At 64.7% G+C, this 15,013-nt stretch carries 15 protein-coding genes; 10 read left to right on the top strand and 5 right to left on the bottom strand.

The genetic code is table 11. The features are described from left to right. Window positions 1–12: 12 nt before the first annotated feature. Window positions 13–291 carry a PepSY domain-containing protein gene (locus XH81_RS21220; protein ID WP_018323571.1) on the bottom strand — a complete coding sequence of 93 codons (279 nt, stop codon included), beginning with the start codon at window positions 289–291 and terminating at the stop codon, window positions 13–15. Between the two features lie 361 nt (window positions 292–652). Continuing rightward, the gene (locus XH81_RS21215) at window positions 653–1,003 is read right to left on the bottom strand and encodes a hypothetical protein (protein WP_028139351.1); all 351 of its coding nucleotides are present in this window, start codon (window positions 1,001–1,003) and stop codon (window positions 653–655) included. A gap of 92 nt (window positions 1,004–1,095) precedes the next feature. Between XH81_RS21215 and XH81_RS21210 the strand changes: the two genes are divergently transcribed. Both XH81_RS21210 and XH81_RS21205 read left to right on the top strand, forming a co-directional pair. Then, window positions 1,096–1,626, top strand: a complete 531-nt coding sequence (locus XH81_RS21210) for a TetR/AcrR family transcriptional regulator (protein WP_028139352.1) — start codon at window positions 1,096–1,098, stop codon at window positions 1,624–1,626. Between the two features lie 124 nt (window positions 1,627–1,750). Continuing rightward, window positions 1,751–1,948 carry a Trm112 family protein gene (locus XH81_RS21205; RefSeq protein ID WP_028139353.1) on the top strand — a complete coding sequence of 66 codons (198 nt, stop codon included), beginning with the start codon at window positions 1,751–1,753 and terminating at the stop codon, window positions 1,946–1,948. Between the two features lie 206 nt (window positions 1,949–2,154). On the opposite strand, the gene XH81_RS21200 is transcribed toward XH81_RS21205, so the two are convergent. Then, window positions 2,155–3,375, bottom strand: a complete 1,221-nt coding sequence (locus XH81_RS21200; protein WP_028139354.1) for a ubiquinone biosynthesis hydroxylase — start codon at window positions 3,373–3,375, stop codon at window positions 2,155–2,157. Window positions 3,376–3,513: 138 nt separating this feature from the next. On the opposite strand from XH81_RS21200, the gene tesB reads away from it, so the two are divergent. Beyond that, on the top strand, window positions 3,514–4,377 hold the full coding sequence (tesB, locus tag XH81_RS21195) for an acyl-CoA thioesterase II (protein WP_018323567.1): 864 nt from the start codon (window positions 3,514–3,516) through the stop codon (window positions 4,375–4,377). On the opposite strand, the gene XH81_RS21190 is transcribed toward tesB, so the two are convergent. After that, complete coding sequence (locus XH81_RS21190; RefSeq protein WP_028139355.1) at window positions 4,374–5,222, bottom strand: DUF4339 domain-containing protein; 849 nt, start codon at window positions 5,220–5,222, stop codon at window positions 4,374–4,376. The two genes, tesB and XH81_RS21190, sit on opposite strands and share 4 nt — an antisense overlap. A gap of 32 nt (window positions 5,223–5,254) precedes the next feature. Further along, window positions 5,255–6,148 (bottom strand): DUF4339 domain-containing protein, encoded by an 894-nt coding sequence (locus tag XH81_RS21185; protein ID WP_028139356.1) that lies wholly within the window; start codon window positions 6,146–6,148, stop codon window positions 5,255–5,257. A gap of 238 nt (window positions 6,149–6,386) precedes the next feature. On the opposite strand from XH81_RS21185, the gene XH81_RS21180 reads away from it, so the two are divergent. From XH81_RS21180 to XH81_RS21150, 7 genes are all read left to right on the top strand, one after another. Further along, complete coding sequence (locus XH81_RS21180) at window positions 6,387–6,725, top strand: P-II family nitrogen regulator (RefSeq protein WP_018323564.1); 339 nt, start codon at window positions 6,387–6,389, stop codon at window positions 6,723–6,725. Between the two features lie 133 nt (window positions 6,726–6,858). Further along, entirely contained in the window at window positions 6,859–8,160 is a 1,302-nt protein-coding gene (locus XH81_RS21175; protein ID WP_028139357.1) for an ammonium transporter, read from the top strand. 310 nt (window positions 8,161–8,470) lie between these two features. Further along, window positions 8,471–8,809 carry a P-II family nitrogen regulator gene (locus XH81_RS21170; RefSeq protein WP_008142813.1) on the top strand — a complete coding sequence of 113 codons (339 nt, stop codon included), beginning with the start codon at window positions 8,471–8,473 and terminating at the stop codon, window positions 8,807–8,809. Between the two features lie 38 nt (window positions 8,810–8,847). Then, window positions 8,848–10,296, top strand: a complete 1,449-nt coding sequence (locus tag XH81_RS21165) for an ammonium transporter (RefSeq protein ID WP_028139358.1) — start codon at window positions 8,848–8,850, stop codon at window positions 10,294–10,296. 218 nt (window positions 10,297–10,514) lie between these two features. Continuing rightward, window positions 10,515–10,919 (top strand): GFA family protein, encoded by a 405-nt coding sequence (locus tag XH81_RS21160; protein ID WP_028139359.1) that lies wholly within the window; start codon window positions 10,515–10,517, stop codon window positions 10,917–10,919. Between the two features lie 281 nt (window positions 10,920–11,200). Continuing rightward, window positions 11,201–12,415 carry an aminotransferase class I/II-fold pyridoxal phosphate-dependent enzyme gene (locus XH81_RS21155; RefSeq protein ID WP_028139360.1) on the top strand — a complete coding sequence of 405 codons (1,215 nt, stop codon included), beginning with the start codon at window positions 11,201–11,203 and terminating at the stop codon, window positions 12,413–12,415. A 9-nt stretch (window positions 12,416–12,424) separates the two neighbouring features. Next, a complete protein-coding gene (locus tag XH81_RS21150; RefSeq protein ID WP_028139361.1) occupies window positions 12,425–14,902 on the top strand; it encodes a DNA translocase FtsK in 2,478 nt (825 codons plus the stop codon). Window positions 14,903–15,013 lie beyond the last annotated feature (111 nt).

Below are 15,013 nucleotides of genomic sequence, written 5' to 3'. Positions count from 1 at the left end.
AATTCGCGCGGTCTACTTGGCGATCGTGTGCTTCAGGCTGAGATCTTCGGGGCTGTAGAACAGCTCGTAAAGCTTGCCTTCCTTGACGCCGTAGACCTCATAGCAGGAGCCTTCGATCTTGGAGCGCCGCACCTCGTAGCCGAGTGCCTTGGCCTTGGCTTCGGCCTCGCTGGCCGGCTTCCACGACGCCTTGTCGAGCTTGGTGCAATCCTTGAAACCGTCGGCCATGGCGGCCGACCCCATGCCCATTCCAACCGTCAGTGCAATGGCAACAACACGAATGACCTTCACGAACGTCTCCTCCTCTGTCGTGCGCGCTACGCGAGCCGCGAAGCCGGACTGAAGGAAGCAAAGGTGATGGTGAAGTCAATCCGGTACGGGGCCAATTGGATTTAGAGTTCTTCTAACGACCGGCAAAAGATCAGTGCTGTCCGCAGGCAGCCCGCATTCGCAGTGGCGCTGCGGCCTTACGCCTCACGGCCGGGATGAACGGCCGACTTCGCCAATTGCGCTAGGCCGCACTTCGCATGCCCGGTGAGTGGCGCTGCAGCCAGTCCGCCCAGCGGAGACGACCGCGCACGCCCTGGCTGACGGCAAAGCCCATGCCGCTTTCGCCTCCGCCGGGACGCATCCATGCGTCGCTCGTCGACGCTCAGTAGCCGGCGACCGTCATCGCCACGACGGCGCTGAGCGCCATCCAGCCGAAATGCCGGCCTCGCGTGGCCCAGGCATTGGCGAAGGCGGCGAAGCCGAGCACGCAGGCGAGCGTGATGACGATCCAGTGCCGCGCCGACTCGGACGCCATCCAGGGAGTCGCGAGCAGCAACACGCCGCCGCCGATCCACGCCACGGTCGAAGTCTGCCAGACCAGGCGGATCAGGGTGCGGAGCCGTTCCGGCTCGATGCGGGCACGGGCGAAGACCTTGGTCTCGCCGAGGACGCCATGAATGAGGGCTACGGCGATGGTGGCAAGGCCGGCACATTGCAGCAGGAGATCACGCATCATCATCTCTCCATACAGTTCTGTATGGTGGGATAGGCGCTGGCCTGCGGCTTGTCAATACACTAGTGTATGGTTTGCCTCCGGGAACCGACATGACCGAACAGCTCTCCGCCGACGACTGGATCAAGGAAGGTCTCAAGGCGCTCGCCAAAAGCGGCTTCACCGCGCTCAAGGCCGATCCGCTGGCAAAATCCATGGGCGTGTCGCGCGGCAGCTTCTATTGGCATTTCGCCGATCTCGGCGCATTCCAGGCCACCGTGCTGAAGCGCTGGCGCGAGATCGCGGCCGAGCAGATCATCGCCGACGTCGAAGCCGCCGGCGACGACCCGCTCAAGGCGCTGCTACGGAGGTCGTTCGGTGCGCGGCTCGAGCTCGAACGCGCGGTGCGCAATTGGGCGGCCTTCGATGCGGCCGCGCAAGGGGCCGTGCGCGCGATCGACCGCCGCCGGCTCGACTATATCGAGGGGCTGCTGGAAAAACGCGGGCTCACCCCGGCAACTGCGCAGGCCCGGGCGCAGATCCTGTATTGGACATTCCTCGGCTTCGCCCTGTCAGGCGCGCCGGTGCCGGCAGCACGGCTGCAGTCCCTGCTCGACGAGGTCTTGACGATGGTCTCCGCGTAGATTTCTTATCTTGACGCGTTTTCTTTGCGCAACCGGTAACCTACTGCGCGGGAAAACGCTTTGGCAGCCGCGATGGGCGGGCGCGGATTTCTGTGCTAGAGGCTACCGATTGCCGGAGACTCCAATGAACGCGTCCACCGAACGTCCTGAAGCCAGCGTCGATCCCAAACTGCTGGAAATTCTCGTCTGCCCGCTGACCAAGGGCCCGCTGGAGTTCGATTCTGCAAAGCAGGAGCTGATCTCGCGCAGCGCCAAGCTGGCTTATCCGATCCGTGACGGCATCCCGATCATGCTGCCGGAAGAGGCGCGCAAGATCGATTGATGATGGTCGGGTAGCCCGTTGTTGCGCGATGACCGCGCGACACACTCGGTGTCGTCCTCGCGAACGCGGGGACCCATAACCACAGAGAGCGGTTGCGGAGCGAAGTGACAACTCCGAGTCTTCGCCAAACCACTCCCTGTGGTTATGGGTCCCGGATCTGCGCTTCGCTTGTCCGGGACGACAGCGGAGATTAGCGCCAGCGCCCCTTACAACGCCTCGCCCTTCAGCAGCCGCGGCACCTCGCCCGTCAATCCCGCGGCCTGGCGGATGAAGAGGTTCTTCAGCGGCGGGGCGCGATCGACGAGGCCGAGGCCGATGTCGCGGACGGTGCGCAGCAGCGTCGACTGGTTGGAGAACAGGAAGTTCAGCGAGTTGGTGGCAACGCCCATCGCCATGGTGTCGAAACGGCGCCAGCGTTGGTAGCGCTCGAGCACGTCGGCGGCGCCGAGATCCATGCCGAGCCGCGCGGCATCGACCACGACCTCGGCCAGCGCCGCGACATCCTTCAGGCCCATGTTGAGGCCCTGGCCCGCAATGGGGTGGATGACATGGGCGGCATCGCCGACCAGCGCGAGGCGGGTGGCGATGAAGGAGCGCGCGACGAAATAGGACAGCGGAAAGGCGCGCGGCTTGTCGAGCGCCTTCACTTCGCCGAGATGCAGGCCAAAACGCTGCTCGAACTCGGCGTGAAACTCTTCGTCGCTGAGAGCAATGATCCGCGCGGCCTCAGCTCGCCGCTCGGTCCATACCAGCGACGAGCGTTTTCCCGACAGCGGCAGGATCGCGAACGGGCCCGCCGGCAAAAAATGCTCTTCGGCGCGGCCCTCGTGATCGCGCTCATGGCCGACCGTGACGACGATGCCGGATTGGTCATACTCCCAGCCATGGGTGGCGATGCCGGCGCGCTCGCGCAGCTTTGACCTTGCGCCATCGGCGGCAACCAGCAGGCTGGCCGCGATGACGCTGCCGTCCCCGAGCGTCACGTCGATGCCCTCGGTGCGCGCATCGTAGGATGCGACCGTGGTGGCGCGCAGATCGATGCCCTCGGCCTCGGCACGCACCACCAGCGCATCGATCAGGCGGCGGTTCTCGACCATATGCGCGAAGGGCTCGCCCGGCGCGACATCGCCGGCAAAATTGAGGAAGACCGGACGGGTGGCATCCTCCAGCTTGGAATCGGTGACGACCATGTCGAGGATCGGCTGCGTTTCGCTCCTGACGTCGTCCCAGGCGCCGATCGCCTCGAACAGGCGGCGGCAGGCGGCCACAATGGCGGTGGCGCGGGGGTCGCGGCTTGGCCGGGTGGCGAGCGCGGGATCGGCGACGATGACGGGAATCTCGGGCCCGAGCCCCTGTCGCAGCGCCAGGGCTAGCGCAAGCCCTGCAAACGCGCCGCCACCAATGACAATGCTACCCTGTACCGACATACCCAAATTCCCGATCAAATCCTGGTCTTGCTAGCAGACTTGAGGTGGGCGAAACAGTGCGGTGAAACAAGGGCGGAACGGCCCCATTGTGTCATTCCGGAGCATCCGCCCCGGAACGACGGCGAGAAAGCTCACTCCATGTCCAAAAGCCTGATCGACCTCATTTCGATCCTCGATCTCGAGCAACTCGAGGTGAATCTGTTCCGCGGCAACAGCCCGAAGACCAGCTGGCAGCGGGTGTTCGGCGGCCAGGTGATCGGGCAGGCGATGGTCGCGGCCTGCCGCACGGTCGAGGGCCGGCTGCCGCATTCGCTGCACTGCTATTTCGTCCTGCCGGGCGATCCGCAGATCCCGATCATCTACCAGGTCGAACGCCTGCGCGACGGCAAGAGCTATTCGACCCGCCGCGTCACCGCGATCCAGCACGGCAACGCGATCTTCTCGATCATGGTGTCGTTCCACGCCGAAGAGGAGAGTGCGTTCGACCATCAGGACAAGATGCCCGACGTGCCGCCGCCGGAGAAGCTCACGGCGGAGGAGGTGGCGAAGCAGCCGATGTTCAAGGAGATGCCGGAGTTCATCCGCCGCTACTATGAATCCGATCGTCCGATCGAGTTGCGCCCGGTCGAGCTCGGTCGCTATTTCGGCCAGAAGATCGACGACGGCCGCATTCACGTCTGGATCAAGACCGCCGCGAAGCTGCCCGACGATCCAGCGCTACACATGTGCGCGCTCGCCTACGCCTCGGACTTCTCGCTGCTGGACGCGATCATGGCACGCTATGGCCGCACGCTGTTCGACAAGCGCATGATGCCCGCCAGCCTCGACCATGCGATGTGGTTTCATCGCCCGTTCCGCGCCGACGAGTGGCTGCTCTACGCACAGGATTCGCCGAGCGCGCGCGGCGGCCGCGGCCTGACCCGCGGCTCGATCTTCAAGCCGGACGGTACGCTGGTCGCCTCCGTCGCGCAGGAAGGCTCCGTGCGCGAACGCAAATCCTAAGCCGTTGCCCTCGCGCGCTCGACGAGCTCGAACTGCGCCATGGTCCACGTGAAGTACCAGCGCAGCAGCCACGGAATCGGAATGATCAGAAGGCAGCCGAAGCCGAATGCGAGGGTTCGCCACAATAGCTGAAGGCCCGTGCCGACGAATATCATCTCGCGCCGCGTTCCCGCGATGTTTCGGCAAATCCAGCGCATCCATGCGGCCATGACCCAGGCCCAGCCGATGATCGTGAACATGGCGAGGAACATCAGGAGCTGCCAGCCGATGAAGGCCCAGGGGCTCCCGTCGAACGTCATCGGAATCGGCTGACCGTTCGAGCTGAGATTGGCAATCACCCAGCGCATGACCATCCAGGACAGGAAGGCCTGGAGCGGAATCGTCGCAAGCTGAAAGAGGTCGTGGACGAGACCCACATAGCCCGCCAGCGCAAGCGCGACGAAGACGTACCAGATATCGCCGACCTGTCCGGTGAAGCCGATGTTCGGCCGCTGCGGAACGTGGACGCGCGGGAAGAGCCAGCGGTAGTAGCCGGTGGCGATCCAGGGAGCCGGCACCACGACGGCGTTGCCGACCACCAGCAGGATGCACCATCCCAGGAACGGCCACAGCGGCAGGTCCACCGACAGCCGGCCTCGCGCGTCGCCGCTCGAAGCCACCGCCGGTGATGCGCCGGGCACGAGACCGGGGACCGCGCCGGCCTTCTGCCAGCCGGTCATCCCCTCGGCCCAGACCAGCGTATCCGATCGCACGATTCCCCGCGCGATCAGATCGCGAAACTGCGCCTCCGGAAACGGACCCTTCTGCTGGCCTTCAGATGCGTGAAACCAGATTCGATTGGACATCCTGGCTGCTCGCTACCGAAAGCCAGCAGCCGTTACATGCGCGACTGCGCGCCCCGCGGAGCGAGCTCGGTCTGCGACGCGAACCAGTTCATGATCCAGCGATACACCCACGGAATCGGGATGATCAGGCTGCACAGGATCGCAGCCACGATGCCGCGCCAGAGGATGTCGAGACCGCTGCCCTTGAACACGATCTCGCGCCGCGTGCCTTCGATGCTGCGGCAGAACCAGCGCATCTGGGCCGCGGCAACCCAGGCCCAGCCGATGATGGTGATGATGGAGATCGCAAACAGCAGGTTCCAGCCGATATAGGCCCAGACCGAACCGGTAAAGCTGAGAGCGAGCGGCTGCCCGTTGGAAGCAAGGTTTGCGATCATCCATTTGATCAGCAGCCAGTAGAGCACGATCTGGACGATGAACAGCAGATTGGAGAGCAGCTGGCTGCCGACGAAGCCGAGCGCGATCGCCAAAACGATGAAGCCGAAGAACCAGGGCACCAGCGTCATCGCGTTGCCTGTGAAGCTGAGATTGGGCCGTCCGGGAACCTTGATGCAGGGCACGATCCATTTCGTGTACCAGACGAACAGCCACGGCACCGGGATCACGAAGCACGAGCCGATCACGAGCACGAGCGTGCGCCAGGTGAACTCGAGAATGCTGAAATCGACCGACAGCGACCCTCCGCCTCCGCCGCCGGCATAGCCACCGGAGCCCATCATCGGCGGGCCGCCGGCCGGGATCACCGGGGGCGCACCGCCGCCGCCGATCAGGCTGGGAATTTCGACAGCCTTCTGCCAGCCGGCCATGCCCTCGGACCATACCAGCGTATCCGGGCGCACGACGCCCTGGGCGACGAGATCGCGGAATTGCCCTTCCGGAAAGGGCCCCTGCTGCTTGCCCTCGGATGCGTAGAACCAACTCGCCATGAAGCGTCCCCCTCAAACATACGTTTGTACCGGCCGGGACGCTTGGGTTCACCGCATCCATGCCAAAAATGCATTGTGAAGGATGAACGGCTGCCCTGTACAGAGGCGGCCGTTCACATGGCCAGACGTTTTTCCGCTTCAGTCTGCAACTTTTTTATGCCATTTGCCCGGAAAGATGCCAGATTGACGCTGCGCCGGGGACATACGGCGCGGCGCATCCCGGGGAATAGGCCTGACCATGAAACTCGTCGTCGCGATCATCAAACCCTTCAAGCTCGATGAGGTCCGCCAGGCCCTGACGGCGATCGGCGTCCACGGCATGACCGTGACCGAGGTGAAGGGTTATGGCCGGCAGAAGGGCCACACCGAGATCTATCGCGGCGCCGAATATGTCGTGAACTTCCTCCCGAAGCTGCGCATCGAGATCGCGGTCGCCTCCGACGTCGCCGACAAGGCGGTCGCCGTGATCACCTCGACCGCGCGCACCGGGCAGATCGGCGACGGCAAGATCTTCGTCACGCCGATCGACCACGCGCTGCGCATCCGTACCGGCGAAACCGACAGCGACGCGCTCTAGATTTTTGTTTTGACGCGTTTTCCTGGCGCGAACCGGTATCCGCTTCGCTCGAAAACGCCCTGATACACCTTCTTCGATCGCGCCGGGCAACGACGCCACAGCGTGCGACGTATTTCTATGCTGGGGGAACGACATGGCGGGATATTTGCGCCGCGCAGCTGCCATGGCTGCGCCGATCGGACTTGCGCTGGTCATGGCCGCGCCGGCGCAAGCGGCGGCCTCTGAGATCAACACCGCTGACACCGCCTGGATGATCGTCGCCACCGCGCTGGTGCTGATGATGACGATCCCGGGGCTCGCGCTGTTCTATTCCGGCATGGTGCGCAAGAAGAACGTGCTCGCCACCATGGCGCAAAGCCTCGCCGCGGTGACGATCATCTCCATTCTCTGGGTCGCGTTCGGCTATTCGCTGTGCTTCGTCGGCGACGGCCCGTGGATCGGCACGCTCGACCGCTGGTTTCTCGCCGGCATGACCATGGACAGCGTCAACCCGGCGGCGAAGTCCATTCCGGAAGCACTGTTCATGCTGTACCAGATGACGTTTGCCATCATCACGGTGGCGCTGGTCGCGGGCTCGGTCGCAGACCGGATGCGGTTCTCCGCCTATCTCCTGTTCTCCGTCGCCTGGTTCATCTTCGTTTACATTCCGCTGGCGCACTGGGTGTGGGGCGGCGGCTTCCTCAACAGCATGGGCGTCTTGGATTTCGCCGGCGGCCTCGTGGTGCATCTGTCGGCCGGCACCGCCGGCCTCGTCGCCGCCAAGGTGATGGGGCGCCGTCACGGCTACGGCTCCGAAAATCTCTCGCCGTTCGATCTTTCGCTCGCGGTGATGGGCACCGGGCTGTTGTGGGTCGGCTGGTTCGGCTTCAACGGCGGCTCGGCGGGCGCGGCCAATTCACGCGCGGTGATGGCGATCATCGCCACCCATCTTGCCGCCTGCGCCGGTGCGCTGACCTGGGGCGCGATCGAATGGTCGACACGGCGCAAGCCCTCCGTGCTCGGTATGATCTCCGGCGCGGTGGCCGGGCTCGGCACCATCACGCCGGCCTCCGGATTCGTGGCGCCCTGGCACGGCATCGTCATCGGCATCATTGCGGGTGCGGTCTGCTATTGGGCCTGCACCTGGCTGAAGCACCGCTTCAACTATGACGATTCGCTCGACGTGTTCGGCGTCCACGGCATCGGCGGCCTGACCGGGACCCTGCTCGCCGGCGTGTTCGCAACCAGCGCCATCGGCGGCACCGCCGGCCTGCTGGAGGGCCACCCGCAGCAGCTCCTGATCCAGTTCTATGGCGTCGCCGTCACCTTCGTCTGGTCGGCTGGCGTGAGCTTCATCCTGCTCAAGCTGGTCGGCCTGTTCGTGCCCTTGCGCGTATCCCGTGAGCACGAGCTCGAGGGGCTCGATATTTCGCAGCACGGCGAAGCCCTGCAATAGGCGGCGGCGCTACGTAATTACCTCTAAGCTGCCCGACGCATGAGCAATATTGTGTCGGCAGCCTGTCATGCTCGCATTTTGAGCAGGCCTGACCACGTTTTGGGCGCGACGGAATAGCGCACTGCACAGCAATGCCCGTCCACCGCGAAAACACCCGTTTTCATAGTCCGTTAGGTACCGCGCCCGATCTGGCACGGCATTTGATTCTACGGGTCCAGGCTGTGCCCGCGTAGTGAACTTTCTCCCTCGTGGCGAACCAGTCGAGAACGCCCGGCCACGTCCGGACCGGGCCCAAGCGGGGATAGGACCCATGAAAATTGTTATGGCGATTATCAAGCCATTCAAGCTGGAAGAAGTCCGTGACGCCCTGACCGCCATCGGCGTTCACGGTCTCACGGTGACGGAAGTCAAGGGATATGGCCGCCAGAAGGGCCATACGGAAATCTATCGCGGCGCCGAATATGCCGTGAGCTTCCTGCCCAAGATCAAGATCGAGGTCGCTGTCGCCTCCGACCAGGTCGACAAGACCATCGACGCCATCACGTCCGCCGCGAAAACCGGACAGATCGGCGACGGCAAGATCTTCGTCATCAACCTCGACCACGCGGTGCGCATCCGCACCGGCGAGGCCGATGCCGCGGCCCTTTGATTTCGCGCTCAACCTTTATCCAATCAGGAGTGAATAATATGACGTTCAAGCGTCCCTATGGCGCGGGATTGGCGGCTCTCGCAGTCGGCCTGTTCGCTGCGACCGCAGCCTACGCCGAGCCAACGGTCAACAAGGGAGACAACGCCTGGATGCTGACATCGACAGTGCTGGTGCTGTTGATGACCATCCCCGGCCTCGCGCTGTTCTACGGCGGTCTCGTCCGCTCCAAGAACATGCTCTCCGTCCTGATGCAGGTGTTCTACACCGTCTGCGTCGTCACCGTGATCTGGGCCGTGTACGGCTACAGCCTCACCTTCACCGGCGGTTCCGACTTCATCGGCGGCTTCTCCAAGGCCTTCATGATGGGCGTCACCACCGATACGAAGGCCGCGACCTTCTCGGTCGACGCCAACATCTCGGAGCTCATCTATGTGTGCTTCCAGATGACCTTCGCGGCGATCACGCCCGCCCTCATCGTCGGCGCCTTCGCCGAGCGCATGAAGTTCTCGGCGATCGCCCTGTTCATCCCGCTCTGGGTCACGCTGATCTATTTCCCGATCGCGCACATGGTCTGGTACTGGCAGGGTCCGGACCTGATCCAGGATGCGGCCAAGGCGCTCGCTGCTGCCACTGATGCGGCCGCGAAGACCGCGGCGCAGGCCAAGCTCGACGAGCTCAACGCCGACGCCGGCTGGATCTTCAAGAAGGGCGCGATCGACTTCGCGGGCGGCACCGTGGTGCACATCAACGCCGGCATCGCAGGCCTCATCGGCGCTCTCCTGATCGGCAAGCGCGTCGGCTACGGCAAGGAGCTGATGGCCCCGCACTCGCTGACCATGTCGATGATCGGCGCCTCGCTGCTCTGGGTCGGCTGGTTCGGCTTCAACGCCGGCTCCAACCTGGAAGCCAACGGCGGCGCTGCGCTCGCCATGACCAACTCCTTCGTCGCCACCGCAGCCGCCGCGCTGTCGTGGATGTTCGCGGAGTGGATCATCAAGGGTCACCCGTCGGTGCTCGGCGTCATCTCCGGCGCGGTCGCGGGCCTCGTGGCGGTCACCCCTGCGGCCGGCTACTCCGGCGTCATGGGCGCGATCGTCCTCGGCCTCATCGTCGGCGTAGTCTGCCTGTTCTTCTGCACCGTCGTGAAGAACGCGCTCGGCTACGATGACAGCCTCGACGTGTTCGGCGTGCACTGCGTCGGCGGCATCGTCGGCGCCATCGGCACCGGCATTCTCGTCAACCCCGCCCTCGGTGGCGCTGGCGTCATGGACTACACCGCGATCCCGCCGAAGGTCGGCGACTACGACTTCGCGGCGCAGATGATCGCCCAGCTCTGGGGCGTTGGCACCACGCTGGTGTGGTCGGGCATCGGCTCGGCGATCCTCTACAAGGTCGTCGACGTGATCGTTGGCCTGCGGACCAACGTCGAGAGCGAGCGTGAAGGCCTCGACATCACCGAGCACACCGAGCGCGCCTACAACATGTAAGTCTCCTCCCGGGCGCGGTCTCCCCGGAGATCGCGCTCAGAACTACGGTTCGGGCACATACCCGGCAATGCCCTGACCGTTGAGGGGCTCCAGCGCAAGTTGGAGCCCCTTTCTTTTTGGGCGGGGTGCTTTGATTTCGCAGCGAAGAAAAGGATTGCCATTCCGCACCGGCGGCGCAGAAATATCGACCACAAGAAACAATAATCGGGGAGGTCGTCATGCGTTTGGAAGGCGGATGCTATTGCGGCGAAGTGCGCTACGTGGCCGAAGGTGATCCGATGATGCAGGCCCAGTGCCATTGCCGCGAGTGCCAGTACATCTCGGGCGGCGCGCCCAACACCTTCATCGCGATGCCGGTGGCCGGCTTCAGCTACATCCTGGGGCAGCCCAAGCAGTTCACGCGCAAGGATCTCGAACGCGCCGTCACGCGCGAATTCTGCGCCGAATGCGGCACGCATCTGGTGACCAGGGCTCCCGGGCTGCCAGCCGCGATCCTGAAGGTCGGCACGCTGGACGAGCCAAAGCAATTCCAGCCGCAGATGGCGATCTACACCTGCGACATGCAGGAGTTTCATGCGATCCCGGCGGGGATGGCAACGTTCGAGAAGCTTCCGGGGCATTGAGGCGCCCGACTTGCGAAGCTCGTCATGGCCGGGCTTGGCTCGGGCATCCACGTTCTTCGACGCGGCAGCAAACAGACCGTGGATGGCCGGGACAAGCCCGGCCACGCGCCCCCCGAGCGGCCTCGCATCCCGTTGTTATCCGGCCTCATTATTCCTGCTCTGGACGGAGGCGGCGGCCGATGGTTAATCGCGTCTTAACCTCGCCCTATCTATGGTGAACTGAACCGCTTCCCGCCGGTGCCTTCGCGCGACCGGCTGTTCCAAGAGTGCTGGCGCCCAGAATGGTCATGACCGCTTCATCCCGTGCGCCGCTGGAAGGTGGAAGCCTAGACACCGAACGCTCGCCCTTCGTCCGGCTCAACGAGCTGCTGGCGCCGCATCAACCCGGCAAGCCCTTGATTTCGCTCGCGGTCGGCGAGCCCCAGCATCCGGTGCCTGACTTCGTCGGCCCGGTGCTGGCCAAGCATATCGCCGATTTCGGCCGCTACCCGATGAACCAGGGCACCGAGCCGTTCCGCCAAGCCGCGAGCAGCTGGCTATCGTCGCGCTTCAAGCTGCCGCGGCCGCTCGACCCCAAGGGCGAGATTCTCGTCCTCAATGGCAGCCGCGAAGGGCTGTTCCTCGCCGCGATCGCGGCCGTCCGCTATGTCGGCCCGCGCCCCGGCAAACCGGCGATCCTGATGCCGAATCCGTTCTATCCGGTCTATGGCGCCGGCGCGGGTGCCGCAGCTTGCGAGCCGGTCTATCTGCCGACCACCGTCGAGAACGGCTTCCTGCCTGACCTCGACGCCATCGACGAGGCGACGCTGGCACGCACGGTGGCGTTCTATCTGGCCTCGCCCGCCAATCCGCAGGGCTCGGTCGCCTCGCGTGACTACTTCACGCGGCTGAAGAGCCTCGCCGATCGCTATGGCTTCATGATCCTCAGCGACGAGTGCTATTCGGAGATCTACACCCGCGAAGCACCGGGCAGTGCGCTCGAATGCGCCGGCCCCGATTTCACCCGCGTGGCTGCGTTCCAGTCGTTGTCGAAGCGCTCAAATCTTCCGGGCCTGCGCGTCGGCTTCGCCGCCGGCGACAAGAAGTTCATCGGCATGTTCCTGGAGCTGCGCAACATCGCCGCGCCGCAGGTGCCGGTGCCGCTCCAGCACGTCGCGACCTTTGCCTATGGCGACGAGGCGCATGTCGAGGAGAACCGCAGGCTCTACCGGATCAAGTTCGATCTCGCCGACCAGATCATCGGTAACCGCTACGGCTACCGACGGCCCGACGCCGGCTTTTGCGTCTGGCTCAACACGTCCGAGATCGGTGACGACGTGTCGGTGTGTCTGAAATTGTTCAAGGAAGCAGGCGTGCGCGTGGTGCCCGGCAGCTTTTTGGCGCGGCAGCAGCCCGACGGCTTCAATCCCGGCGCAGGCTACATTCGCCTGGCGCTGGTGCAGGATGGCGAGACCACGGCGCAGGCGTTGCACCGGCTGGTCGAGACTCTGGGTTAGGTGGGGCCCATGAGCATGTCGACAATCGAACGTGTCATTCCACTGGTCGGCCATCTGCCGCCCTCGATCCGCGAGGGGCTGGCTCGGCGCGTGCGCGAGCTCACCGGCTTCGGCCTGATCGCGTTGTCGGGCGTTGCCTCGGCAGCGCTGATGACCTGGTCGGTGCAGGACCCCAGCCTGAGCCACGCGACCTCAAGGCCGATCCGCAACATTCTCGGTTATGCCGGCGCGATCGGCGCCGACCTTGCGATGCAGATCCTCGGGCTCGGCGCCATCATGCTGGTTCTGACCGTCGCGGTCTGGGGCTGGCGCATGATGACCCACCGCGCATTCGACCGCGAGGCGCTGCGGCTCGGCTCCTGGATTCTCTGCACGGTGATCGCGGCAGGCTTCGTCAGCTGCTGGCCGCATGGCGGCGCATGGCCGCTGCCGACCGGCCTCGGCGGCGTGGTCGGCGATGCGCTCGTGCGCGCGCCCGCAGTGATTTTCGGGCCGGCCGGCACGATCTATCGCGTGGTGCTGGGCACGATCCTGTTTGCCGCGATGGCCGCGACCTTCCTGATCGCATGCGGTCTTGGCGCCCGCGAGCACGACGACGAGCTCTCGGAGATCGAGGACGACGACAAGCCGCTCGACGAGGACGAGGAGAACGATCGGGGCTCTGTGTCGCTGGGCTGGCTGTTCCATGCACTGATGAGCACGAAGGCGCGGCTGATCTGGCTCTGTGGTGCCGCTTACCGCTCGCTGGTCTCGAGCGGCCCGAAGACCAAGGCCGTGGCGTTCAGCCGCCAAGAGCCGAATCTGGGCGGCGGCCGCGCCGCGCCCTCGATCTCGCCGCAGTCCGAGGACGAGGACGACGAGGATCAGCACGAGGAAGAGGAAGAAGACGAGGAGGAAGAGGAGGAGCCCGCCCCGCGCGCCCCGCGCAAGAAGGCTGCCCCGAAGGCTGCTGCCAAGAAATCCTCCGACAAGTTCGAGCTTCCGTCCGTCTCCGTGCTGGCCGCGCCAAAGGCCGGCGATCGCCAGCCGCTCAGCAAGGCCGAGCTGGAAGCCAATTCCCGTTCACTCGAAGGCGTGCTCCAGGACTTTGGCGTGCGCGGCGAAATCGTCAAAGCCAATCCGGGCCCCGTGGTCACGCTGTACGAGCTGGAGCCGGCGCCCGGCATCAAATCGTCGCGCGTGATCGGACTCGCCGACGACATCGCGCGGTCGATGAGTGCGCTGTCGGCGCGCGTCGCCGTGGTGCCCGGCCGCAACGCCATCGGCATCGAGCTGCCGAACGCGCATCGCGAAAAGGTCTATTTGCGCGAGCTGCTGATCGCCAAGGAAGCCACCGAAACGGTGGCGAAGCTGCCGCTCTGCCTCGGCAAGACCATCGGCGGCGATCCTGTGATCATCGACCTCGCGCGCACGCCGCACATGCTGATCGCCGGCACCACCGGCTCCGGCAAATCGGTCGCCATCAACACCATGATCCTCAGCCTGGTCTACCGGCTGCGCCCGGACCAGTGCCGCCTGATCATGGTCGATCCGAAGATGCTCGAACTCTCCGTCTATGACGGCATTCCCCATCTGCTCACGCCCGTCGTGACCGACCCGAAGAAGGCGGTGGTCGCGCTGAAATGGGCCGTGCGCGAGATGGAAGAGCGCTACAAGAACATGGCCAAGCTCGGTGTGCGCAACATCGACGGCTACAACACGCGCCTGCTCGAATTGAAGGCCAAGGGCGAAGAGCCGACGCGCACCGTGCATACCGGCTTCGACAAGGAAACCGGCAAGGCGATCTACGAGGAAGAGAAGCTCTCGCTCGACCCGCTACCCTACATCGTCATCATCGTCGACGAAATGGCCGACCTGATGATGGTCGCCGGCAAGGACATCGAAGGCGCGGTGCAGCGCCTCGCGCAGATGGCGCGCGCCGCCGGCCTACACGTGATCCTCGCGACGCAGCGTCCGTCGGTCGACGTCATCACCGGCACCATCAAGGCGAACTTCCCGACCCGCATCGCTTTCCAGGTGACGTCCAAGATCGACAGCCGCACCATTTTGGGCGAGATGGGCGCCGAGCAGCTGCTCGGCCAGGGCGACATGCTCTACATGGCCGGTGGCGGCCGCATCAGCCGTGTGCACGGACCCTTCGCCTCCGACGAGGAAGTCGAGAAGGTGGTGCGTCACCTCAAGACGCAGGGCCAGCCGGAATATCTCGAGGCCGTCACGGCCGAAGAGCCCACCGAGGACGAGGACGGTGCGGTGTTCGACGCCACCGGCATGGGTGGCGATGGCGGCGGCGACCTCTTCCAGCAGGCCGTTGCGATCGTCAAACGCGACCGCAAGGCCTCGACCAGCTACATCCAGCGGCGCCTGCAGATCGGCTATAACCGCGCCGCATCCTTGATGGAGCGCATGGAACTGGAAGGCATCGTCGGACCCGCCAACCACGCCGGCAAGCGCGAGATTCTGGTCGAGGAAGAAGACAGCCATATGTGAGGCAGCCGCCTCCAGACATCATTTCACGCGAAATCGTTATCTGCTTTTGCCCGAAATCACGCTAAAAGACGCCCAGCCACGTTAGGACGACGCGTTGATCAGACATCCGGA

The sequence above is a fragment of the Bradyrhizobium sp. CCBAU 25360 genome (genome assembly GCF_028128695.1).
Classification (GTDB): domain Bacteria; phylum Pseudomonadota; class Alphaproteobacteria; order Rhizobiales; family Xanthobacteraceae; genus Bradyrhizobium; species Bradyrhizobium ottawaense.
This window is presented reverse-complemented; position numbering and strand designations above follow the sequence as displayed.